The following is a 22,208-nucleotide window of genomic DNA, read 5'->3' as shown; positions in this document are numbered from 1 at the left end:
CGCGTTCGTGCGTGGTCGTCTGCATGTGGTGGGTCTAGGGTAACTGCATCAAATAGCTTTTTACAGCTTGTCTTGTGTGCAGGAACTTTCCATGCAGTCTGTTCTAGGTGATTACGCCCCAGTTCTGATTTTTGGTTGTGTTGCGGTTGTGATTGCCGCCGCCATGCTTGGCATGGCTTTGGTATGCGGCCACCAAAAACCGTACCCCGAAAAACTTACGGCATATGAGTGCGGGTTTGGCCCATTTGATGATGCCAGACGCCGCTTTGACGTGCGTTTTTATCTGGTCGCCATCCTTTTTATTATTTTTGATCTGGAAGTCGCTTTTCTGTTCCCCTGGGCGGTCAGCCTTGGGCGGATCGGTTTGTTCGGCTTTTTGTCCATGCTTGGTTTTTTGGCCGTGCTGGGGATCGGCTTTTTATATGAATGGCGCAAAGGCGCGCTGGATTGGGATTGAGGGAACACCAGCATGACCACACATCACGATGAAAACGCCATTATGTGGAACAGGGAAGCACTCCCCCCCGGACCAGAGCAGGATGCGGTGGTGCGGGGTATAACAGGGGTTCTGGCCGAAAAAGGGTTTGTGGTGGCCAGTCTGGACAAGCTGGTCAATTGGGGGCGTACAGGCAGTCTGTGGCCTATGTCCTTTGGTCTGGCGTGCTGTGCGGTGGAAATGATTCACGCATACATGCCGCGCTACGATCTGGACCGTATGGGCATTATCCCCCGCGGATCGCCGCGGCAGTCAGATGTTATGATCGTTGCGGGAACACTGACCAACAAAATGGCACCAGTGCTGCGCCGTTTGTATGAGCAGATGGCCGAGCCACGTTGGGTTATTTCCATGGGGTCGTGCGCCAATGGTGGGGGCTATTACCACTACTCCTATTCCGTGGTGCGTGGGTGCGACCGAATTGTGCCTGTGGATGTGTATGTGCCGGGCTGCCCGCCAACAGCGGAGGCCCTGATCTACGGCATTATGTTACTCCAGAAAAAAATTCGTCGGACAGGGACTATTCTCCGTGGCTGATATTTCCGTAAATCCAAGGCAAGCTCGGCTGGAGGGACAACTATGTTCCCTGGCTTTTGCTTTTCTGTCCTCCCAGCCGCATGTTTCTTATGCAGCGGTGGAAAAGGGGGAGCTTGTGGTGCGCACAACACGTGCGCATCTTGTGCCGTTTCTTACGCTCTTGCGGGATGATCCACGTTACAGATTTGAGCAGTTGATGGATCTGTGTGGTGTGGATTTTCCTGCCAGACCAGAGCGGTTTGAGGTCGTTTATAACCTGTTATCCGTTACGTATAACCGGCGTATTCGCGTTGTAGTCTGTACAGACGAATATAGTGCTGTTCCGTCGGTGCATCATCTCTGGCCCTGTGCAACATGGTGGGAGCGGGAATGTTACGACCTGTTTGGTGTGCTGTTCTCTGGCCAGCCAGATTTGCGGCGCATTTTAACGGACAACGGGTTTGAGGGGCATCCACTGCGCAAGGATTTTCCACTGACCGGGTATGAGGAGGTCAGGTACGATGTGGAGCGTAGGCAGGTTGTTAAAGAACCTGTTTCGTTAACACAGGATTTTCGTGATTTTGATTTTGTTTCACCATGGGAAGGTATGCTGACCTTGCCGGGGGATGAAAAAGCACACGAGGTCCGGCAGGGTATGAAGAGGTCTGGTCAATGACTGAGCAGAACAATTCCGAATCTCTCGCTTTTGCACAGGCTGTTTTGCGAGAAGATATTCCGCAAAGCCTTGTTTCTGACAATAAGGTTGTCGAAACAGAAAACCGGGTGGTCGAAATTGACTCCCACGCTCTCAACTTTGGGCCGCAGCATCCATCCGCGCATGGTGTGCTAAGGCTGGTATTGGAGATGGAAGGGGAGCTTGTTGCCCGTGCGGTGCCGCATATAGGACTTTTGCACCGTGGTACGGAAAAGCTCATTGAATATAAGACATATCAAAAAGCCCTGCCTTATTTTGACCGGTTGGATTACGTTTCTCCTATGTGCGAGGAGCAGGCTTTTGCTCTGGCAACCGAAAAATTACTGGGGATCGACATTCCAGAGCGCGCAAAATGGCTTCGTGTCATGTTTGCGGAAATTACCCGTATTCTTAACCATATTCTTAATCTTACGGCTATGGGTCTGGATTGCGGTGCAGTCACGCCAGCTTTGTGGGGTTATGAAGAGCGCGAAAAGTTACTGGAGTTTTACGAATCCGCTTCTGGCGCACGTTTCCATGCCAATTATTTTAGGCCTGGTGGTGTTGCACGGGATATTCCAGCCAGTCTGGAAGACCGCATTGGCGTATGGGCCAAAGAGTTTCCATCCTGGATTGATGAGCTTGAAGGTCTGTTGACTGAGAACCGGATATGGAAACAACGAACCGTAGGTATTGGAGTTTTTACAACAGAACAGGCTCTGGCATGGGGGTTTAGTGGTCCCTGCCTGCGTGCTTCTGGTGTTCCGTGGGATCTCAGGCGCAACCAGCCATACGATAATTACCATAAAGTCGATTTTCAGGTGCCGGTCACAAGGCAGGGTGACTCCTATGACCGTTATCTGGTGCGCGTTGCAGAAATGCGTGAGAGCGTGAAAATTATCGAGCAATGCCTCAATCAGATGCAGCCCGGCGATGTAAAGGTGCAGGACCCCAAGTTCAGCCCACCACCACGGGCGGACATGAAGCGCTCCATGGAGGCCCTGATTCATCACTTCAAGCTTTTTAGCGAAGGGTATCATGTTCCTGCGGGTTCTACTTATACCGCTGTGGAAAGCCCAAAAGGAGAGTTTGGTGTTTATCTGGTGGCAGATGGCAGTAACAGACCTTATCGCTGCAAAATCCGGCCAACAGGCTTTGCACATTTGCAGGCAATAGATGAACTTTCGCGGCGCGGTATGCTGGCCGATATGGTGGCTATTATCGGATCGCTGGATCTTGTGTTTGGGGAAGTCGATCGATGAATGCAGCATGGACCCCGGCTGAGCAACCGGACAGCTTTGTGTTTGATTCCGCATCGGAAGAAGAAATAAAAGGCGTTCTCAGTAAATATCCGCAAGAGCGTAAAGCCAGTGCGGTTATGCCCTTGTTGTATATTGCACAAAGACAAATGGGACGACTGACTGGCAGTGCATGGGTGCCAGTGGTGGCGATGGATGTTATTGCCCAGCGTCTGGATATGGCCGCTATTCGGGTTTACGAAGTGGCGTCTTTTTACACCATGTTCAATACACGTCCGATTGGTCGGTACCATTTGCAGGTTTGCACAACCACACCCTGCTGGTTGCGGGGGTCTGACGATGTGGTTGAAGCGTGCCAGAAAGCCACAGGCATCCAGCATTTTGGGGAAACCAGTGCAGATGGTCTTTTTACCATGACCGAGGTGGAATGCCTTGGTGCCTGCGCCAATGCACCGATTTTGCAAGTTGATGATGATTTTTACGAAGATATGACAGCCCAGAGTACGGCTGCGGTTATTGCCGAATTGCGGGCAGGGCGGAGGCCAACACCAGGACCAAGCGTTAACCGCAGCGTTTCCGCTCCAGCAGGTGGGCGCAAGACCTTGCTGTCCTCTTCCACCGCAGAGAAAGAATAGGAGAGACGGCCATGCTGGCAGACAAGGACCGGATCTTTACCAACCTGTATGGGCAGGATGACTGGGGGCTGGAGGCTGCGCGCAAGCGGGGTGACTGGTCCAATACCGCAGAGATTATTGCCAAAGGCAGGGATGCAATTATTGCGGAAATGAAGGCATCTGGCCTGCGTGGGCGCGGGGGAGCGGGTTTTCCCACCGGGTTGAAGTGGTCATTTATGCCCAAGCAGTCGGATGGGCGACCACATTATCTGGTCATCAACGGAGATGAGTCAGAACCCGGTACCTGCAAGGACCGAGAGGTCATGCGCCATGAGCCGCATAAGCTGATAGAAAGCGCAATGATTGCATCTTTTGCGATGGGTGCTCATGCTTCCTACATTTACATCCGAGGGGAATTTTGCCGCGAGGCCGAACGGTTGCAAGCGGCAATAGATGAGGCATATGCTGCTGGTCTATTAGGTAAAAATGCTGCTGGCAGCGGGTGGGATTTTGATTTTCGTATTCACCGCGGTGCAGGGGCCTATATTTGCGGCGAAGAAACAGCTTTGCTGGAAAGTCTTGAAGGCAAAAAAGGCCAGCCCCGTATGAAGCCCCCTTTCCCTGCTGGGGTGGGGTTATATGGTTGCCCGACAACCGTAAACAATGTGGAAAGCATTGCCGTTACATCCACCATTATGCGCCGCGGAGCCGCGTGGTTTGCAGGTTTGGGGCGGCCTAATAATGCTGGGTCCAAACTTATGGCTATTTCTGGTCATGTGAATACACCCTGTGTGTTTGAAGAAGAATTGGGTGTGCCATTAAAAGAAATTATTGAAAAACACGGCGGAGGCGTGAGGGGCGGGTGGGATAATCTGCTGGCTGTTATTCCGGGTGGATGCTCCGTACCACTGCTGCCTAAATCCATTTGTGAAACAGTTTTGATGGATTACGATAGCTTGCGGGCCGAGCGTTCAGGTCTGGGAACGGCCTGTATGATTGTTATGGATAAATCGACCGATATTGTAAAAGCCATTGCCCGGTTCTCAAAATTTTTCAAGCATGAGAGTTGCGGTCAGTGCACGCCATGCCGGGAGGGAACTGGCTGGATGATGCGCATGATGGATCGCATGGTGCAAGGTAAAGCAGATATTGAAGAAATTGATCTGCTGGAACAGGTCACACGGCAGGTAGAAGGTCATACGATCTGCGCATTGGGCGATGCCGCAGCATGGCCCATTCAGGGGCTTATCCGGCATTTCCGCCCGGAAATGGAGGAACGTATTCGCCAGTACAAAGCTGCGTATGGCAGCACAGGGCTGGTACAGGTGCCCGCTGGTGGCGTTCCGGTAGCAGTGGAGTAACGGCAATGGTCAGGGTTATAGTTGATGGCACGCCGGTTGATGTTGCTCCCGGCTCCAGCGCTTTGCAGGCCTGCGAGGCCGCAGGGAAGGAAATTCCGCGTTTTTGTTACCATGAGCGCCTGTCCGTTGCGGGTAATTGCCGCATGTGTCTGGTGGAAGTGGCGCGCGCGCCCAAGCCTGTTGCATCCTGTGGTTTTCCTGTATCCGATGGCATGCAGATTTTTACGGATACCGAGGTCGTGCGGCGAGCGCGGCGTGCGGTTATGGAATTTCTGCTCATCAACCATCCGCTGGATTGCCCCATATGCGACCAGGGTGGGGAGTGTGATCTGCAGGACCAGGCTTATGGCTATGGGTCCGGAATTTCGCGCTACAAGGAAGATAAGCGGGCAGTAACGGACAAGGATCTGGGGCCGCTGGTCAAAACAGTCATGACCCGCTGCATCCAGTGCACGCGGTGTGTGCGTTTTAGTACCGAGGTGGCAGGCACACCGGAACTAGGTCTGGTCTCCCGCGGGGAAAATGCGGAAATCACGACCTATGTTGAAAAAGCGCTGACTTCAGAACTGTCTGGCAACCTCATCGATGTCTGTCCGGTGGGTGCGTTAACAGCCAAGCCTTCTGCTTTTCATGCACGGTCATGGGAATACAAAAAAACAGATAGCATTGATGTTATGGATGCTCTGGGCACCAACATTCAGGTTCAGGCCCGTGGTGGCGAGGTCATGCGTATTGTCCCGCGTGTGAATGATGAGGTGAACGAAGAATGGCTGTCTGATAAAGGACGCTTTTCCATTGATGGTCTTAAACGCAAAAGACTGGATCGCCCTTGGGTTCGCGTGCATGGAAAACTTTCTTCCGTATCATGGAAGGATGCGCTTATTGCCCTTGCCCGCCGGTTTGATGGTGTTCCGGGGGATAAAATCGGAGCGATTGCTGGCGATCTGTGTGATGCAGAAAGCCTTTGTGCACTTAAAGATCTTTTGCAGGGAATGGGGTCTTCCAATCTGGATTGCCGGCAGGATGGCGCGTGGTACGATACGAGTGCCCGTTCGGGCTATCTGTTTAACAGTGATGTTAGCGGCATAGATCAGGCAGATGCGCTTTTGCTGGTAGGCACTATGCCCCGGCATGAAGCCCCAGTGCTCAATGCACGCATACGCAAACGGTTTGTGGATGCAGGTCGTGGCGGCTTTCCCATTGGCATGATTGGCGAACCCTCGGCGGATATGACTTACGATGTGAGCATTCTGGGGAGTGGGCCAGATGTGCTGGCGGACATTCTGAGCGGGAAAAATGCGTTTGCCGAGGTTCTGAAAAACGCCAAAAATCCCATGATCATTTTAGGGCATTCGGCTCTTACCCGCCGGGATGCTCCGGCAATTTATAATGCCTGCCGTGAGCTTGCACAGTCCTGCGGTGCCATAACTCCAGAGTGGCATGGTTTGAATATTCTGCATACGGCGGCATCCCGCGTTGGTGCGCTGGATCTGGGATTTTTACCGGGCGCACATGGGTGCGATGCTGCAAGTATGCTCCGTGGGAGTGTGGAAATCCTGTGGCTTATGGGCGCGGATGATGTGCAGTTGGACCGTATTCCGCCCGAAACATTTGTCGTCTATCTTGGGCACCATGGGGATGCGGCCGCCAAAAGGGCAGATATTATCTTGCCCGGAGCGGCCTATACCGAAAAAGCAGGCACATATGTCAATACGGCAGGAAGAGTGCAGCGCGCTTTTCGTGCGGTTTTTGCTCCCGGAGAAGCGCGGGAAGACTGGCGTATTATCCGGGCTTTTTCCGAAGTTGTCGGTCATACCTTGCCATACAATACGCTGGAGCAACTTCGTGCGCATATGGCGCAGGTCAATCCGGTGTTTGATGCAACCAATGGGGTATTCCCCCACCAGATAAGCGGGCCCGTGGTGCTCGTTACTGTGGCCGGAATGCGGGAGGGAGAGCTTGCGGCAGCACCTTTCCGTCCGGTGATACAGGATTATTACCAGACCAACCCCATAAGCCGCGCCAGCCCGACGATGGCTGAATGTTCAAAAGTCTATGGCACCGTGCGTGCAGTGGCAGCGGAGTAGGGTAATGGCACATTTTTTCTACCAAACTTTTGTTGGCCAGATCCTGCTGATCCTGCTTGAAACATTGGCCGTTCTGGTGCCGCTGCTCATAGGTGTTGCCTACCTTACGCTTATGGAGCGCAAGGTTATGGCCGCCATGCAGCGCCGCCGTGGGCCAAATGTGAATGGGCCTTTTGGTCTGTTGCAGGCTTTTGCTGATGCGATCAAGATGATTGTAAAGGAAACGGTCATTCCTGCCGGTGCCAACAGGGCGTTATTCCTGTTTGCGCCTTTTTTGACCTTCTCACTGGCCATGGCAGCCTGGGCCGTTATTCCAACAGGGAATGGCCTTGCTGTTGCCAACATTAATGTTGGTATTCTGTACTTGCTCGCCATGTCATCCCTTGGGGTTTACGGAATGCTCATTGCAGGGTGGGCTTCCAATTCGCGCTATGCTTTTTTGGGTGGCTTGCGTTCAGCCGCGCAAATGGTCTCTTACGAGGTGTCCATAGGGCTTGTTATTGTTTCGGTATTGCTGGCTGTAGGAAGCCTGAATCTGAACGATATTGTGCTGGCGCAGCAACACATATGGTTCTGCGTGCCCATGTTCCCTATGTTTATCGTATTCTTTATTTCTGCTCTGGCAGAAACAAACCGTGCTCCGTTTGACCTGCCTGAAGGCGAGAGCGAACTGGTGGCCGGTTTTTTTGTTGAATATTCGTCACTCGCCTTTGGCCTGTTTTTTCTGGGCGAATATGCCAACATGATCCTTATGTCCTCCATGGTGAGCATTCTGTTCCTTGGCGGATGGTTGCCACCACTGGGTATTGCCCCACTGACCTGGATACCGGGCCCATTGTGGCTGATTTTTAAAATCCTGTTTTGCCTGTTCGTCTTTATCTGGGTGCGTGCGACGTTCCCCCGGTATCGTTACGACCAGTTGATGCGACTGGGATGGAAGGTTTTTCTTCCTTTCTCTTTGCTGTGGATGATCGGCACGGCTGGTTTTCTTATGGCAACAGGTCTGCTGCCTCATATGGGAGGGGTGAATTAATGAGCGCTCTAGGCACCACATTGCGGTCTTTCCTGCTTAAGGAACTGGCTGCGGGTATGGTCTCCACATTCCGTATGATGTTTCAGCCCAAGGTCACGCTGAACTACCCGTATGAAAAAGGGCCATTGTCGCATCGCTTCAGGGGAGAACATGCGTTGCGGCGCTACCCTAATGGAGAAGAGCGCTGCATTGCGTGCAAACTGTGCGAAGCAACATGCCCGGCTGAGGCCATTACCATTGAGGCCGAGGAGCGTGATGATGGCTCCCGCCGCACTACGCGTTACGACATTGACATGACCAAATGCATTTATTGCGGCCTGTGTGAGGAGGCCTGCCCGGTAGATGCGATTGTTGAAGGTCCAAACTACGAATTTGCCACGGAAACCCGTGAAGAGCTTATGTATGACAAGAACAAGCTACTGGCGAATGGAGACCGTTGGGAGTCTCTGCTCGCGCGGAGGCTCGAACTCGATGCACCGTATCGTTGAGCCAATGCAGACCATGACGTCAGGGCAGGAGATTGGCCAATGATGGCACAGCTCGTTTTTTATGTTTTTGCGACAGTACTGCTGCTTTCGGCCTGTATGGTCATTAGCGCACGCAATCCGGTTCATGCCGTTCTGTTTCTCATTCTCGGTTTTTTTAATGCGGCGGGGTTGTTTTTGGTCGCTGGCGCCGAGTTTTTGGCCATGTTGCTGGTCATTGTTTACGTTGGAGCCGTGGCGGTTCTTTTTCTGTTTGTCGTGATGATGCTGGATATAGATTTCAGCCGTCTGCGTGAAGGCTTCCAGCGCTACGCCCCATTGGGGTTGTGTATTGGTGGTGTGCTTCTGGCTGAACTGGTTATGGCGTTCAGCAACTGGCGTATGGTTCCTTCGGGCGTGGTTGCGCCTTTGCCGGTTGATCCGGGGTTAAGCAATACTGCTGCTTTGGGCACGGTTATTTACACGCATTACGTTCTGCTTTTTCAGGCATGTGGTCTGGTCCTGCTTGTTGCCATGATTGGCGCGATCGTGCTGACCCTGCGAGATACCCCAACAGGCCGCCGTCAGAACATTGGCAGGCAACATGCACGCACACGTGAAGAAACGCTGGAGCTGGTTAATCTGCCACTTGGCGAAAACGTGTTTGAGCAGGGAGGTTTCCTGCGGCCCAAAGGCTCTTATTACGAAGTTGCGGTTCCCGGCTCCTATGGTGCGGGTGAGCCGGAAAAGACGGAAACTGAGGAGAAGGGCGCATGAACCCGGCCATAGCGTCTGTAGGGCTTGGACCTTACCTGTTTGTCAGCGCCGCACTTCTGGTTCTGGGGGTGTTTGGTATTTTTCTCAACCGCAAGAACATTATCGTTCTGCTCATGTCCATGGAGCTTATCCTGCTCTCTGCCAACCTGAATCTGGTGGCGTTTTCTTCGGCTCATGGCGACCTGTCTGGGCAGGTCATGGTGCTGTTTGTGCTGACCATTGCTGCCGCCGAGGCTGCCATCGGTCTGGCTATTGTTACGGTGTATTTCCGTAATCGCGGCTCCATCCAGGTCGAAGACGTGACGATGATGAAGGGATGAGCAGCGTTATGCAAACAGAACTCAACCTGTTTTCCGTTGCCGTGCTTACACCTCTGGCAGGTGCGGCTGTTGCTGGTCTGGGTGGCCGGTTTATGGGCGATGCTCTGGCCAAGGTTGTAACCATTGCCTGCATGGCTGTGGCGGCACTGTGCAGCGTAGGGGCTTTGTACCATGCTTGGCTGAACGGCTTTCCGCACGCCAGCGTGCCACTGGCGCAATGGGTGCATGCGGGTGGGTTTGATGCAACATGGACCCTGCGGTTTGATACGCTCTCCGTTACCATGACGTCCATGGTGCTGCTGGTTTCCCTGCTCGTGCATTGTTACAGCATTGGCTACATGAGCCATGAGAGTATGCCGACATACAGGTTTTTCTCTTATCTTTCGCTGTTTACGTTTGCCATGCTCATGCTGGTTTCCTCCAACGATCTGATCCAGCTCTTTTTTGGGTGGGAAGGCGTCGGGCTCGCCAGCTATCTGCTGATTGGTTACTGGTATGACCGTCCTTCCGCAACGGCTGCTGCCATAAAGGCCTTTGTTGTTAACCGTGTGGCCGATCTGTTTTTCCTTGTTGGTATTGGCCTGATTTACGTTCTGTTCCATTCCGTGCAGTACGATGCCATTTTTGCGGCTGTGCCAGATGTGCTGAATGTGCCCTACGCAGTGGGTGGTGTGTCCTTCCGAATGCTGGAGGTGATCTGCCTGCTGCTGTTTGTGGGGGCAATGGGCAAATCGGCCCAACTCTTCCTGCACACATGGCTGCCAGATGCCATGGAAGGCCCAACGCCGGTTTCTGCTCTTATTCATGCGGCTACAATGGTGACTGCTGGCGTATTTCTTATGGCGCGTATGTCCCCGTTGCTGGAATTTGCGCCGGGTACACGTACCTTTGTTATTCTTATTGGTGCGACAACCTGTTTTTTTGCGGCAACAGTTGGCATGGTTCAGCCGGACATCAAACGGACCATTGCATATTCCACCTGCTCCCAGCTTGGTTACATGTTTGCTGCCGTGGGGGTTGGTGCGTATCAGGCTGCCGTATTCCATTTGACTACACATGCTTTTTTCAAGGCTCTTCTGTTCCTTGCCGCAGGTTCGGTCATTCATGCCATGCATGATGAGCAGAATATGTTCCGGATGGGTGGGCTGTGGAAAAAACTGCCAGTGACCTATGTGGTTATGTGGCTGGGTAGTCTGGCACTGGCCGGGGTATTCCCCTTTGCGGGTTACTGGTCAAAAGATGCCATTCTTAACGCGCTATGGGCATCGGATGCATCTTACAGCCATTATGCCTGGGCTATGGGAACCATTACGGCATTTTTGACTGCTTTTTACAGCTGGCGGCTCCTGTTTCTGGTCTTTCATGGCAAAGCGCATGATGACCATGCCCGTGACAATGCGCACGAAAGTCCAGCCGTCATGACTGTGCCTTTGCTGGTGCTTTCCATCGGAGCGGTTCTGGCCGGTGTGCTGCTTGCGCCTTTTTATATTGGTGCACAGCAGGGTGCGTTCTGGAACGGGGCCATTATGAACGGGCCTGCCAATCATATCATGGAAGCTTTTGAGCATGTGCCATCCTTTGTGGCGTTGCTCCCCAGTCTTGCCGGGCTTGCGGGTATTGCACTGGCTTTTGTGTTCTATATCAGTGCGCCCCATGTGCCTCAGGCGCTGGCGCGCTCCTGTGGTCCACTTTACCGCTTTTTGCTGAACAAATGGTATTTTGACGAACTTTACGATGCCATTTTTGTGCGCCCCTATGCTGCTTTGGCCCGTGTGCTGTGGAAAGAAGGGGACGAAGGTGTTGTGGAAGGTCTGCCGCTCGATGTTGTGCGTGCAACACGGGATGGCGCGTTGCAGGCTGTTAAACTTCAGACCGGTTCCATTGCCATTTATGCCTTTACCATGCTGGCAGGGCTTGTGGTGCTGCTGACCGTTGCGCTGTGTGGGTGATCTAGCATGACCAATGCCATTCCGACCTTGTTCTCTTTCTATCCTCTGCGGAGTGCAGCGCGATGAGTGCGACAGTGTTTAACTGGACTATAGCTCTGCCTGAAATTACCCTTGCTTTATCAGGCATTATCATCCTTGTGGCGGGTGTGCTCCAGCGTAAGGGGGAGGGGTTTTTTCCAGCTGCCATTCTTAGCCTTGGCGCGTTTTTGCTCTGTGGTTTTCTGGTGCTGCTCTCACCTTCCGGGGCGGGGTATGCTGGTACGTTTGTGAATGACGGCTTTGCCCGGTTTATGAAGGTGCTTATTCTGGCGGGTGGGTTTGTGGCTGTCGCATTGTGCGTGAGCTACCGTACCAGTGAGCGCCAGCCCTTGCCGTTTGAGACCCCTGTGCTCATGCTGTTTTCCACACTGGGGGCCATGCTCATGGCGTCTTCGGCAAATCTGATGACGTTGTTTGTCGGTCTGGAGTTATCCTCGCTCTCCATATACATCCTGTGTGCGCTTGAACGGGACAATGTGTTTTCATCCGAAGCAGGGATGAAGTATTTTATCCTTGGTTCGTTGGCATCTGGTTTGCTGTTATATGGTATTTCCCTGGTGTACGGATATGCGGGCACTATGGAATATACAGGGCTGGTTGCGGCAGTCCGGGCTTCTTCCATGCCGCCCATGGGGTTGGTGGTTGGGATTGTCTTTGTTGTGGTAGGGTTGTGTTTCAAACTTTCTGCCGTGCCATTCCATATGTGGACGCCAGATGTGTACCAGGGTGCGCCCACACCTGTTACGGCCTATATGGCTGGTGCTCCCAAATTTGCGGCATTTGCCCTGTTTTTGCGTGTTATGGCCGGCCCATTCGGCTCCATGGCACCACGCTGGCAGATTTTGATTGAGACTGTATCCATCCTGTCCATGGTCTATGGGGCTTTTGCGGCTATTCCCCAAACCAATATCAAACGGCTTATGGCCTATTCCTCCATTGGTCATATGGGGTACGCGTTAATGGGGCTTGCTGCGGCATCTACGGCTGGCACGCAGGCCACGCTTATTTATCTTGCTGCCTATTTTGTTATGAATGCCGGTGTGTTTGCAGGTATTGCAGCCATGCGGCGCAATGGGCGGGAGGTTAACTCCATAGCGGATCTGGCAGGGTTGGGGCGCTCTGACCCGGCAATGGCGCTGGCACTTGCCGTTTTTATGTTCAGTATGGTAGGAGCGCCCCCTCTGGCTGGCTTTTTTGGCAAGTTTATGGTTTTTGCCGCAGCCTGGCAGTCTGGCCTTTATGTGCTGGTCTCTATTGGTGCATTGTCCAGCGTAGTGGGTGCCTATTATTATCTGCGGATTGTAAAAGTCATGTATTTTGATGCGCCAGCGCATGAGCTGGACCGGCCTGCACCAAGCCTGCTGTTTGTCTCCGGTGGTATGGGCATTGCAACCGTTGCCTTTGCCGTGGGGTTGGGGCCGCTTATGTCTGTGGCGCATCAGGCCGCACTTGCTCTGGCTGGATGAGTAGGGCAGACCATTTCTGGCAGCTTTCCTGTTTTGATGAGCTGCCATCTACTTCCGATTACTGTCTGGATGTCTGTCGGGCAGGCCATGGGGCTGCCGGACAGGCTGTGCTGGCATACCGGCAGACCAAAGGCCGTGGCAGCCGTGGCCGGAACTGGCTGGACGCAGGGCAGGGGCTGGCATTGAGCGTAGTGCTGGATGCATCCCACGCAGGATCAGATGCGTTGGGGGGGTGGCCTTTTGTGGCCTCCCTTGGTTTTTATGACGGGTTATTGCGTGCCGTTCCCGCAGCCGGTTCCCGCCTCATGATCAAATGGCCGAATGATATTCTCCTTGATGGGCAGAAAATGGGCGGTATTCTCATTGAGCGTGAAGGGGATTTTGTTCTGATTGGCCTTGGTGCCAACCTTGTGTCGGCCCCGCAACAGAGTATGGTGGAACGGCCTGTAGCCTGTCTGGCGCAGTGTGGTTGTGTCCCGGATGTTAAAACTGTGGCGCAGCATGTGCTGGATGGGCTGGCCTGGTGGCAGCAGGAATGGCAGCAAAAAGGATTTGCCAGTGTTCGCTCTGCATGGCTTGAGCGGGCGCATCCTTTGGGCACCCCCCTTGTGGTCAAGGGCGGGACTACTTATGAGGAAGGGCACTTTGCAGGTCTGGCGGAAGATGGACGCCTGCTGCTGAGCACGGAAAACGGGATGAAGACAATCGCAACAGGGGATATTCTGCTTATGGAAAAGGGCGCATAGCAGTGCTACTTGTCATTGACGCAGGGAATACCAATGTTGTGTTTGCAGTACACAATGGTGAGAAGTGGCGCGGTGTGTGGCGCATTACCATGCAGCCCCAGCGGACTTCGGACGAATATGGCGTATGGTTGCAGGCTCTGCTCAAAACGCAGGGCTTAACGCCCGATGATATTGAAGGTGCGGTTATTGGCACAGTGGTGCCAGCAGCATTGTACCATTTGCGCGCTTTGTGCCGCCAGTGGTTTGCAGTAGAGCCTTTGCTTGCTTCTGCCAGGCTGGACTGGGGGTTTGCCATCAAGATGGATAACCCGGACGAAGTCGGGGTGGACCGTCTGCTCAATGGGCTTGCTGCTCACCACACCTACGGCGGCCCGTTGACGGTGATTGATTTTGGAACAGCCACCACGTTTGATGTGGTGGATAAGGAAGGAAGCTACTGCGGCGGTGTTATTGCGCCCGGCATCAATCTGTCGGTCGAGGCATTGCATCAGGCCGCAGCCCGGCTACCACGGATTGGTGTTGGTCGGCCGGTAGGAGAATCTGCTATCGGGCGGAATACAGTTGCAGCCATGCGCTCAGGGGTATTCTGGGGGTATGTCGGGTTGATCGAAGGGATCGTTGAGAGGATCCGCCGTGAAGTGGGGCCTACGATGAAGGTGCTCGCAACAGGTGGTCTGGCTCCGCTCTTTTCGGAGGGTACGTCTGTTTTTGACCATGTGGATTCAATGCTGACCCTCAATGGGTTGCGCTTGCTGGCGGGGAGGAACCCCCTGCCGAAACTGACAGTAGATCGAGATTTTTTGGTTGAAGGATAACAGGATAATATGACTGAACAGAACGGCGATCTTGCCTTTCTGCCCTTGGGTGGAACGGGTGAGATCGGCATGAACCTCAACCTGTATCGTCAGGGCGATACATGGTTGGCTATTGATTGCGGTATTGGTTTTAGCGGGAACGACACCCCGGAAGCAGAAATTCTGGTCCCGGACCCGGCCTTTATTGTGGAACGCAGGAACAAGCTGGCCGGGTTGGTCATTACCCATGCCCACGAGGACCATATTGGTGCTGTGGCGCATGTGTGGCCAATGCTGCAATGCCCGATTTACGTTACCCCGTTTGCCAGTGCCGTGCTGCGCCGTAAACTGGCAGAAGCGCGCCTTATGGATGTGCCCATTCGTGTGGTCATGCCAGGAGCACGCTTTAATGTGGGGCCGTTTGATATTGAATTTGTGCCGGTTACACACTCCGTACCCGAAGCGCAGTCCATGGTGCTGCGTACACCCGCTGGCGTTGTGGTGCACACAGGGGACTGGAAGTTTGACCCCGAACCTCTGGTTGGCCCCGCTACAGACCTGAACCGTCTGGCCGAAATTGGTCAGGAGGGTGTTCTTGCGCTGGTCTGTGACAGCACGAATGTCATGAAGCCCGGCCCGTCGCGCTCCGAGTCCGAAGTGCGTGTGAGCATGACGGAACTGGTTGCCAGCCTTAAGGGGCGCATTGCAGTGACCTGTTTTGCCTCCAACGTGGCGCGGGTGGAAACCATTGCCATGGCGGCGCAGGCAGCAGGCCGTACTGTTGTTCTGGTGGGCCGCTCCCTGCGCAACCTCGATACCGCAGCGCGTGAATGTGGGTATCTGTCCGGGGTGTTGCCGTTCCTGAGCGAGCAGGACGTTAACGATGTACCCGACGACCAGCTGCTTATGATCATTACGGGCAGTCAGGGCGAGCCACGCTCTGCCCTTTCGCGCATTTCCATGGATGTGCACCCCAATATTTCCCTCGGGGAAGGGGATACGGTCATTTATTCCAGCCGTATGATCCCGGGTAACGAGCGGGCGATTATGGCTGTGCAGGACAATCTGGCCAAGCGCGGTGTTAAGGTCATTACTGACCGTGAACACTTTGTGCATGTTTCTGGCCATGCCACGGGCGGGGATGTGCAGAAGATGTACGAACTGCTCAAGCCCCAGCATGTTGTGCCAGTCCACGGCGAATGGCGGCACTTAACGGCTCAGGCCGCTCTTGCGCAGGAAATGGGGATTGCGCCCATTCTGTTGGAAGATGGCGATATTCTGCGCCTGTCTCCGGGTAAGCTGGAAGTGGTGGATACGGCACCAACAGGGCGTCTGGCGCTGGATGGGAACCGCCTGCTCCCCATGAATGGTGGTGTTTTGGCAGCGCGGCGCAAAATGCTGTTCAATGGCATTGTTATTGGCAGCTTTGCGGTGGATGACGAAGGTTTTGTTATTGGCGACCCCAAAGTAAGCGCACCGGGGCTGCTTGACCCGGATGATCTGGAAAGCGTGCGCGTGCGTGAAGAATTTGCCAACGCGCTGGATGTGATCCCCGATGAGTTGCGTAGCGAGGATGGAGCCTTCCGCGAGGCTGCCAAAACGGCCCTGCGCCGCGCATTGGGGCGTAAGCTCCAAAAGCGTCCGCTCGTGGATGTGCACGTGCTCCGCGTGTAAGCCAATTGATCATGGCCTGAAGCAGGAAAGCCCGGTTTTGCCGGGTTTTCTTTCGTTCATGGCTGTTTTACAATTTATTGATAGACAACATAGGCGCGCCTCTCTTTTTGCCGGAGGTCTGCCCTCTTACAAGGCTGAATGCACATGCGTCTTTCGCGCAGCTTTCTTCCCACTCTCAAGGAAAATCCGGCAGAGGCGCAAATCGTCTCGCACAGGCTTATGCTGCGTGCTGGCCTTATCCGGCAGACGGCATCGGGTATTTATGCCTGGTTGCCAGCCGGTCTAAAGGTGCTGCGTAATATTAGCCAGATCGTGCGCGAGGAACAGGACCGGGTAGAAGCGCAGGAAGTGCTTATGCCAACCTTGCAGTCCGCAGACCTGTGGCGCCGTTCCGGTCGGTACGATGCTTATGGACCGGAAATGCTGCGTATACAGGACCGCCATAAACGCGAGTTGCTGTACGGGCCGACCAATGAGGAAATGGTGACGGATCTGTTCGGTCAGACGATCAAGTCATACAAGGAGCTGCCGCAGGTTCTCTACCATATTCAATGGAAATTCCGTGACGAAATGCGCCCCCGTTTTGGTGTGATGCGCGGTCGCGAATTCCTGATGAAAGACGCTTACAGCTTTGATGTGGACTATGCTTCAGCTGTGGCAACCTATCGGCGCATGATGCTGGCTTACCTGCGCACCTTCCAGCGTTTGGGTGTGCGGGCTGTTCCCATGCGGGCTGATACGGGGCCGATTGGGGGGGATTTGAGTCATGAATTTCTGATTCTGGCCCCAACGGGCGAAAGTGGCGTGTTCTACGATGCCGCATTGGATGAGCAGGACTGGCTGGATGAACCTGTGGACACCAACAGTCCAGAAGAGCTGGAAGCCTTCTTTAACCGCGTAACAACACCTTATGCCGCGACGGACGAAATGCATGATGCTACCGCGTGGGAAGCTGTGCCAGAAGCCCGTCGCCGCGAAGGCCGTGGGGTTGAGGTCGGGCATATCTTCTATTTTGGCACCAAATACACGGAATCCATGGGGGTGAGCGTTAGCGGAGCCGATGGCGCGCAGTTCTTCCCGGAGATGGGGTCTTACGGCATTGGTGTTTCCCGTCTGGCGGGGGCGATTATTGAAGCCTGCCATGATGAAAATGGGATTATCTGGCCAGATTCCGTAGCGCCCTTCAGGGCCGCTATTCTGAACCTGAAGTCAGGTGACGAATTGTGCGATGCCGTGTGCGAACAGATTTACAGCAAGGCTCCAGAAGCCTTTTTGTATGATGACCGTTCCGAACGGGCTGGCGTTAAGTTTGCGGATGCAGACCTGATGGGCCATCCATGGCAGATTGTTGTTGGCCCACGCAGTGCCAAGGAAGGTCGGGTGGAACTCAAGCGCCGGGCAACCGGCGAACGGCAGGAACTGAGTGTGGACGAAGCACTGGCTCTGGTTCTGGCAGGCTAAGACGATGTTCGGTCCTTTCGAGCGTGCGGTGGCTGGCCGTTACCTTCGTGCGCGGCGGGGGGAGCGATTTGTTTCCATCATCGCCATTTTCTCATTAGTGGGCATTGCTCTTGGCGTTGCTACGCTCATTATTGTTATGGCGGTGATGAACGGCTTTCAGGCCGACCTTATGGGGCGCATTCTGGGCCTGAATGGTGACCTGACCGTTTATGGCGCAGGGCGTACCATCTCCCAGTATGAGGATGTTGCACAGGAAGTCCGTTCCGTACCGAATGTGCTGAGCGCAACGCCTATTATAGAAGGGCAGGTGCTGGTCAGTGCTGGTTCATACAGTGCTGGCGGTGTTGTGCACGGCATTACGGCGCAGGGTCTTCAGGATCTTAAAGCTGTCAGTTCATCTCTTGTGGCAGGTTCCCTTGACCAGTTTGGGCAGGGAGATGACTCCATTGTGGTCGGTGTGACCATGGCCGAGCGGGCGGGGTTGTCCATAGGGTCGCGCCTTACACTGGTTTCGCCAGAAGGGGCAGCTACTGCGTTTGGCACAGTTCCGCGTGTGCGGTCCTACCATGTGAGTGCTATTTTTGATGCCGGGGTGAATGATTATAACTCCAGCGTTGTGTTCCTTCCCATGCATGCGGCCCAGATTTATTTTCAAATGCCGGGCAAGGTAACCCAGATTCAGGTTGCGACAAAGGATGCGGAACATGTGCGCCCCGTGACCATGGCTATTGTCAAAGCGGTGGATGATCCTGGTTTGCGGGTGCTGGACTGGACAACAGCCAACAATGCCCTGTTTGGAGCGGTTCAGGTTGAGCAGAATGTTATGTTCCTGATCCTGACGCTGATTATTGTTGTTGCAGCATTTAATGTCATTTCGTCCCTTATCATGATGGTAAAGGACAAAACGGCAGATATTGCCGTGCTTCGTACCATTGGTGCCAGCCGTGGCGCCATTATGCGTATTTTTTTAATGTGTGGAGCGTCAGTCGGGGTGACTGGCACTGTTGCTGGTACGGCTCTGGGTGTTGTGTTCTGCATGAACATCGAGCGTATTCGCCAGTTGCTCCAGAGCCTTACGGGCACCAACCTGTTTAATCCAGAGGTCTATTACCTCGAACATCTGCCAGCCAAACTGGAATGGGGGCAGGTGGGCGAGGTTATTGCCATGGCGCTCCTGCTTTCTCTTCTGGCAACATTGTATCCGGCTTGGCGTGCAGCCAGAACAGACCCGGTCGAGGCGCTCCGTCATGAGTGATAATGTGGTTTTGCGGCTGCAGGACGTTCAAAAAACTTACCGCAGTGGTGAGCATGATAGACTGCCCATTTTGCAGGGGGCAGATTTTACCCTGCACGCGGGGGAAATTGTTGCCCTTGTAGCGCCTTCGGGCACAGGTAAATCCACCTTGCTGCATCTGGCTGGCCTGCTGGATACGCCAGATGCAGGTGATATTGTTATTGGTGGGCAATCCACCAAAAGCATGGCCGATGCAGGTCGGACCGCCCTGCGGCGGGATGAAATTGGTTTTGTTTACCAGTTCCATCATCTACTCGGTGAGTTTACTGCGCGCGAGAATGTTGTGCTGCCGCAAATGATTGCCGGTGTGCCCAAGCGTGCGGCGCGGCAGGAGGCCGAACGCCTTTTGGAGATGTTCGGTCTGGCCCACCGGGTTGATCATCTTCCAGGCAAGCTTTCGGGCGGGGAGCAGCAGCGTGTCGCTATTGCTCGGGCGCTGGCTAACACGCCCTCTTTGCTTCTGGCGGATGAACCAACCGGGAATTTGGACGTGCACACGGCCGATGCCGTATTTACCGAACTACTGGAGGCTGTGCGTAAGCGTGGTCTGGCAGCGCTGGTTGCCACCCATAATGAAGAGCTTTTACCGCGCATGGACCGCGTGGTTACGCTGCGGGATGGCAGGCTGGTCACACGCTGAGTGCAATAAAAAAGCGGCATAACCCCGCCTAAGGTGGCGGGGTGCCGCTTTTTTATAATGGTTTCTGCCGGTTAGGCTGGCAGCAAGGCCCGTTCAACAGCATTGCGCACACGCGCAGATGTAGGTGGTGTGAGGCAGGAAAACCATGCCACGGGCTGACCGTTGCGACCGGTTAAATATTTGAAAAAATTCCAACGGGGGCGGGCCAGAAAACCCAGTTCCTCATTCAGCCATCTGAACAGCGGTATGGCCTCCGGGCCTTTAACCGGGCTGCGGGCAGCCATAAGAAAACTGACGCCATAATTTTTTTGACAAAAAGAGGCGATCTCTTCAGATGTTCCGGGTTCCTGTTGCCCAAAGTCATTACTGGGAACGCCAATAACAACCAGCCCTGCTTTATGGAACTGTGTCCAGAGAGCCTGTAGCCCTTCGTACTGTGGCGTAAACCCACATTTGGAGGCTGTGTTGACAATCAGGATTGGCTGACCCCGATACGTGCTCAGATCAATGCTGGAGCCATCCAGTGCGGGTAGGGTAAAATCGTAAATGCTTGTTGCCAAGGTAATGCCCTTTTGCGGCTTTTGTGGCAGGAAAGGCATTCTATGTAGCGCACCACAGAAGAAGGAGCGAGATGTTATGAGGTCTGCCTGTAGTGGGTGGAAGCCTGCTGCCCTGTTCCGGGTTCTTGTGCCAGACTTCCACCACATCTTGTGCGCGGCAAGATCGTGTTCCGCTTTTTGTTGTTCATTATATTGAACTCGATCCCGTATGTGGAATATGAAGATATGAGCCTCTCCTGTCAACATGGAAAATAAGAATAACATGTCCAAATCGCAGGATACGGTTCCCGCTCTGCGCCGGGCCGTTCGCATTCTTGATCTGGTTAAGCAGGCCAGCAAACCGCCTCTGGCGGCCGATGTGGCCAGACAGCTCGATTTACCGCGCAGTACAGCCCATGGACTCCTGGCCGTTATGCAGGAACTGGGATTACTGGAAAAAACCGCAACCCAAGGGTACCGGCTTGGTACACGTCTGCTCGACTGGGCCGGAGATGTTACGGAAAAGCGGGATCTTGTGACCGAGTTTTACCATGTGCTCGAGACTCGCTCGGATCTGGAGTCTTTTACTGTCACGCTCACCATGCTGGAGGGGGCGGAGGTCGTTTATGTCGCCTGCCGCAACAGTGCGACCGTGCTTGGTGCATCTTTTCGGGTTGGGATGCGTCTGCCTGCCATATTTACAGCAACAGGCAATGCCATACTGGCAGGCATGGACGATGCGTCTTTTAGGGAGTGGCTGGCACTGCATCCGGTCACGACATGGCCTCAGCCATTAACGCCCAATGGCATATGTTCCGTAACAACGCTGGTGCGTGAGATTGGTGAAATCAAAGAGCGTGGATATGCCGTGGATGATGAGCAGGTGCATGATGGGCTTTGGTGCTTTGGTGCGGTCGTAAAGGACCATTCCGGTCGCGCGCTGGCTGGTATAGGCATTAGTCTGCCGCAAACAGAGCTTGGGCGGTACAGTGTTGCCCGGCTGGGGGCCGTGGCTTCGCGGTTGGCGGAGGCAGTGTCCTTCCGCCTTGGTTATCGCGCAGGGTAAACAATGCTGTGACGGGCGGACAGGAAAAAACAATGCGTTTTGCCGGTGTGCTGGCTAAAATGAGTTCCAGCTACCTATGCCACCGTGTTGTGTGCGGTATTGCGCTGGTCTGGGGAAGCAGCTTTTTGCCTGTGCCCATTAGTGCTTTTCAGCCACAGGCAAAGGCTCAGGAGGCTGCGGTTCAAACCTCAGCGCGGTATTTGATCAGTGTGCATGGGCTGCACGCGCTAACAGCCAATGTTGCCTACAGATTGGCAAGTAATGCTTATAGCGGTGTTGCTCAGGTGCAAACGGCAGGTTTGTTCGGTCTGTTTGTACAGACCGATATGCGTATGCAGGGCACAGGGCAGTTTTTGCCCAATGGACTGGCTGAACCCGCACAGTATGACAGTGCAGGTTCCTACAATCGTGCTCAAAGCCATTTGCATATGGTGTATAAGGCGGGTGTGCCGCAGATTACTGTGCAGGAACCTGCATTGGATAACCGCGAGGATGTACCCGCAACAGAGCGGGCTGGCTCGCAGGATGTTGTGGCGGTGCTTGTGGGGCTGCTGCACCAGATGCAGACCCAGAAGCGGTGCCAGGAAGTTCCCCAGAAGCTGTTTGATGGATTACGTCTTAGCACATTGAATGTGCGCAACACCGGCTTTGAGCGACCACCCGCTGCGGCCTCCAAAGAATGGGGGCAGGAGGCGTGGACCTGTAATTTTGTTTTGCAGCAGGTCAGGGGATTTAAGGCAAATAGCCAGTTGAGTAAACTCAGGCAGCCACAGATTGGCCGGGTCTGGTTTGAGGATATTCCTCACATTGGCATGTCTGTTGTGAGGATGGAAATTGAACACCCCAAAATGGGGCATATTGTTATACGTTTGGATGCAACGCCCACGCAGGCACCATAAGGTGCATTGTGGGCACTGGC

At 54.1% G+C, this 22,208-nt stretch carries 22 protein-coding genes; 21 read left to right on the top strand and 1 reads right to left on the bottom strand.

Features of this window, described 5'->3' with window-relative positions:
• Positions 1–91 precede the first annotated feature (91 nt).
• The 19 genes from Absy_RS00335 (at position 92) to Absy_RS00245 (ending at position 19,684) form a co-directional block, all read left to right on the top strand.
• Positions 92–457 carry an NADH-quinone oxidoreductase subunit A gene (locus Absy_RS00335; RefSeq protein ID WP_048852746.1) on the top strand — a complete coding sequence of 122 codons (366 nt, stop codon included), beginning with the start codon at positions 92–94 and terminating at the stop codon, positions 455–457.
• Between the two features lie 12 nt (positions 458–469).
• A complete protein-coding gene (locus Absy_RS00330) occupies positions 470–1,033 on the top strand; it encodes a NuoB/complex I 20 kDa subunit family protein (RefSeq protein ID WP_025826157.1) in 564 nt (187 codons plus the stop codon).
• A complete protein-coding gene (locus tag Absy_RS00325; RefSeq protein WP_048852745.1) occupies positions 1,026–1,688 on the top strand; it encodes an NADH-quinone oxidoreductase subunit C in 663 nt (220 codons plus the stop codon). The genes Absy_RS00330 and Absy_RS00325 overlap by 8 nt, the downstream gene beginning before the upstream one ends.
• A complete protein-coding gene (locus tag Absy_RS00320) occupies positions 1,685–2,968 on the top strand; it encodes an NADH-quinone oxidoreductase subunit D (protein ID WP_048852744.1) in 1,284 nt (427 codons plus the stop codon). The genes Absy_RS00325 and Absy_RS00320 overlap by 4 nt, the downstream gene beginning before the upstream one ends.
• On the top strand, positions 2,965–3,600 hold the full coding sequence (locus tag Absy_RS00315) for a complex I 24 kDa subunit family protein (protein ID WP_048852743.1): 636 nt from the start codon (positions 2,965–2,967) through the stop codon (positions 3,598–3,600). The genes Absy_RS00320 and Absy_RS00315 overlap by 4 nt, the downstream gene beginning before the upstream one ends.
• Positions 3,601–3,611: 11 nt before the next feature.
• Positions 3,612–4,940 (top strand): NADH-quinone oxidoreductase subunit NuoF, encoded by a 1,329-nt coding sequence (gene nuoF / locus Absy_RS00310; protein ID WP_048852742.1) that lies wholly within the window; start codon positions 3,612–3,614, stop codon positions 4,938–4,940.
• Positions 4,941–4,945: 5 nt separating this feature from the next.
• Positions 4,946–7,027 carry an NADH-quinone oxidoreductase subunit NuoG gene (gene nuoG / locus Absy_RS00305; protein WP_048852741.1) on the top strand — a complete coding sequence of 694 codons (2,082 nt, stop codon included), beginning with the start codon at positions 4,946–4,948 and terminating at the stop codon, positions 7,025–7,027.
• Positions 7,028–7,031: 4 nt separating this feature from the next.
• Positions 7,032–8,060 carry an NADH-quinone oxidoreductase subunit NuoH gene (nuoH, locus tag Absy_RS00300; RefSeq protein ID WP_048852740.1) on the top strand — a complete coding sequence of 343 codons (1,029 nt, stop codon included), beginning with the start codon at positions 7,032–7,034 and terminating at the stop codon, positions 8,058–8,060.
• A complete protein-coding gene (nuoI, locus tag Absy_RS00295; protein WP_048852739.1) occupies positions 8,060–8,548 on the top strand; it encodes an NADH-quinone oxidoreductase subunit NuoI in 489 nt (162 codons plus the stop codon). The genes nuoH and nuoI overlap by 1 nt, the downstream gene beginning before the upstream one ends.
• A 39-nt stretch (positions 8,549–8,587) precedes the next feature.
• A complete protein-coding gene (locus Absy_RS00290) occupies positions 8,588–9,301 on the top strand; it encodes an NADH-quinone oxidoreductase subunit J (RefSeq protein ID WP_048852738.1) in 714 nt (237 codons plus the stop codon).
• Positions 9,298–9,621, top strand: a complete 324-nt coding sequence (gene nuoK, locus Absy_RS00285) for an NADH-quinone oxidoreductase subunit NuoK (RefSeq protein ID WP_035371974.1) — start codon at positions 9,298–9,300, stop codon at positions 9,619–9,621. Before Absy_RS00290 ends, nuoK begins: the two co-directional genes overlap by 4 nt.
• 8 nt (positions 9,622–9,629) lie before the next feature.
• Positions 9,630–11,570, top strand: a complete 1,941-nt coding sequence (nuoL, locus tag Absy_RS00280; protein WP_048852849.1) for an NADH-quinone oxidoreductase subunit L — start codon at positions 9,630–9,632, stop codon at positions 11,568–11,570.
• Between the two features lie 62 nt (positions 11,571–11,632).
• Positions 11,633–13,075: an NADH-quinone oxidoreductase subunit NuoN gene (gene nuoN, locus Absy_RS00275; RefSeq protein WP_048852737.1), complete on the top strand. Its 1,443-nt coding sequence runs from the start codon at positions 11,633–11,635 to the stop codon at positions 13,073–13,075.
• A complete protein-coding gene (locus Absy_RS00270) occupies positions 13,072–13,821 on the top strand; it encodes a biotin--[acetyl-CoA-carboxylase] ligase (RefSeq protein WP_048852736.1) in 750 nt (249 codons plus the stop codon). Before nuoN ends, Absy_RS00270 begins: the two co-directional genes overlap by 4 nt.
• A 2-nt stretch (positions 13,822–13,823) precedes the next feature.
• Positions 13,824–14,636 carry a type III pantothenate kinase gene (locus Absy_RS00265; RefSeq protein WP_048852735.1) on the top strand — a complete coding sequence of 271 codons (813 nt, stop codon included), beginning with the start codon at positions 13,824–13,826 and terminating at the stop codon, positions 14,634–14,636.
• 9 nt (positions 14,637–14,645) lie between these two features.
• Positions 14,646–16,289, top strand: coding sequence for a ribonuclease J (locus Absy_RS00260; RefSeq protein ID WP_048852734.1), 1,644 nt, complete (start codon positions 14,646–14,648; stop codon positions 16,287–16,289).
• Positions 16,290–16,433: 144 nt separating this feature from the next.
• Positions 16,434–17,750, top strand: coding sequence for a proline--tRNA ligase (proS, locus tag Absy_RS00255; protein WP_048852733.1), 1,317 nt, complete (start codon positions 16,434–16,436; stop codon positions 17,748–17,750).
• Positions 17,751–17,754: 4 nt separating this feature from the next.
• Complete coding sequence (locus Absy_RS00250; protein ID WP_048852732.1) at positions 17,755–19,005, top strand: lipoprotein-releasing ABC transporter permease subunit; 1,251 nt, start codon at positions 17,755–17,757, stop codon at positions 19,003–19,005.
• Positions 18,998–19,684, top strand: coding sequence for an ABC transporter ATP-binding protein (locus tag Absy_RS00245; RefSeq protein WP_048852731.1), 687 nt, complete (start codon positions 18,998–19,000; stop codon positions 19,682–19,684). The genes Absy_RS00250 and Absy_RS00245 overlap by 8 nt, the downstream gene beginning before the upstream one ends.
• Positions 19,685–19,755: 71 nt before the next feature.
• Here Absy_RS00245 and Absy_RS00240 read toward each other — a convergent pair whose 3' ends face one another.
• A complete protein-coding gene (locus tag Absy_RS00240; RefSeq protein ID WP_048852730.1) occupies positions 19,756–20,283 on the bottom strand; it encodes a glutathione peroxidase in 528 nt (175 codons plus the stop codon).
• Between the two features lie 223 nt (positions 20,284–20,506).
• On the opposite strand from Absy_RS00240, the gene Absy_RS00235 reads away from it, so the two are divergent.
• Both Absy_RS00235 and Absy_RS00230 read left to right on the top strand, forming a co-directional pair.
• Positions 20,507–21,289, top strand: a complete 783-nt coding sequence (locus tag Absy_RS00235; protein ID WP_048852848.1) for an IclR family transcriptional regulator — start codon at positions 20,507–20,509, stop codon at positions 21,287–21,289.
• A 32-nt stretch (positions 21,290–21,321) separates the two neighbouring features.
• Positions 21,322–22,188 (top strand): DUF3108 domain-containing protein, encoded by an 867-nt coding sequence (locus Absy_RS00230; protein WP_048852729.1) that lies wholly within the window; start codon positions 21,322–21,324, stop codon positions 22,186–22,188.
• The last annotated feature ends 20 nt before the right edge of the window (positions 22,189–22,208 follow it).

Origin of the sequence: Acetobacter syzygii (assembly GCF_000964225.1) — a bacterium.
Classification (GTDB): domain Bacteria; phylum Pseudomonadota; class Alphaproteobacteria; order Acetobacterales; family Acetobacteraceae; genus Acetobacter; species Acetobacter syzygii.
Note: the sequence above shows the minus strand (reverse complement) of the source record. Positions and strands in the feature narration are given on the sequence as shown.

Bases quoted from the DNA above. Each gene is read 5' to 3' on its own strand.
- Absy_RS00335 (WP_048852746.1), top strand. From the start codon at position 92: ATGCAGTCTGTTCTAGGTGATTACGCCCCAGTTCTGATTTTTGGTTGT.
- Absy_RS00330 (WP_025826157.1), top strand. From the start codon at position 470: ATGACCACACATCACGATGAAAACGCCATTATGTGGAACAGGGAAGCA.
- Absy_RS00320 (WP_048852744.1), top strand. From the start codon at position 1,685: ATGACTGAGCAGAACAATTCCGAATCTCTCGCTTTTGCACAGGCTGTT.
- Absy_RS00315 (WP_048852743.1), top strand. From the start codon at position 2,965: ATGAATGCAGCATGGACCCCGGCTGAGCAACCGGACAGCTTTGTGTTT.
- nuoF (WP_048852742.1), top strand. From the start codon at position 3,612: ATGCTGGCAGACAAGGACCGGATCTTTACCAACCTGTATGGGCAGGAT.
- nuoG (WP_048852741.1), top strand. From the start codon at position 4,946: ATGGTCAGGGTTATAGTTGATGGCACGCCGGTTGATGTTGCTCCCGGC.
- nuoH (WP_048852740.1), top strand. From the start codon at position 7,032: ATGGCACATTTTTTCTACCAAACTTTTGTTGGCCAGATCCTGCTGATC.
- nuoI (WP_048852739.1), top strand. From the start codon at position 8,060: ATGAGCGCTCTAGGCACCACATTGCGGTCTTTCCTGCTTAAGGAACTG.
- Absy_RS00290 (WP_048852738.1), top strand. From the start codon at position 8,588: ATGATGGCACAGCTCGTTTTTTATGTTTTTGCGACAGTACTGCTGCTT.
- nuoK (WP_035371974.1), top strand. From the start codon at position 9,298: ATGAACCCGGCCATAGCGTCTGTAGGGCTTGGACCTTACCTGTTTGTC.
- nuoL (WP_048852849.1), top strand. From the start codon at position 9,630: ATGCAAACAGAACTCAACCTGTTTTCCGTTGCCGTGCTTACACCTCTG.
- nuoN (WP_048852737.1), top strand. From the start codon at position 11,633: ATGAGTGCGACAGTGTTTAACTGGACTATAGCTCTGCCTGAAATTACC.
- Absy_RS00270 (WP_048852736.1), top strand. From the start codon at position 13,072: ATGAGTAGGGCAGACCATTTCTGGCAGCTTTCCTGTTTTGATGAGCTG.
- Absy_RS00260 (WP_048852734.1), top strand. From the start codon at position 14,646: ATGACTGAACAGAACGGCGATCTTGCCTTTCTGCCCTTGGGTGGAACG.
- proS (WP_048852733.1), top strand. From the start codon at position 16,434: ATGCGTCTTTCGCGCAGCTTTCTTCCCACTCTCAAGGAAAATCCGGCA.
- Absy_RS00250 (WP_048852732.1), top strand. From the start codon at position 17,755: ATGTTCGGTCCTTTCGAGCGTGCGGTGGCTGGCCGTTACCTTCGTGCG.
- Absy_RS00245 (WP_048852731.1), top strand. From the start codon at position 18,998: ATGAGTGATAATGTGGTTTTGCGGCTGCAGGACGTTCAAAAAACTTAC.
- Absy_RS00240 (WP_048852730.1), bottom strand. From the start codon at position 20,283: ATGCCTTTCCTGCCACAAAAGCCGCAAAAGGGCATTACCTTGGCAACA.
- Absy_RS00235 (WP_048852848.1), top strand. From the start codon at position 20,507: ATGTCCAAATCGCAGGATACGGTTCCCGCTCTGCGCCGGGCCGTTCGC.
- Absy_RS00230 (WP_048852729.1), top strand. From the start codon at position 21,322: ATGCGTTTTGCCGGTGTGCTGGCTAAAATGAGTTCCAGCTACCTATGC.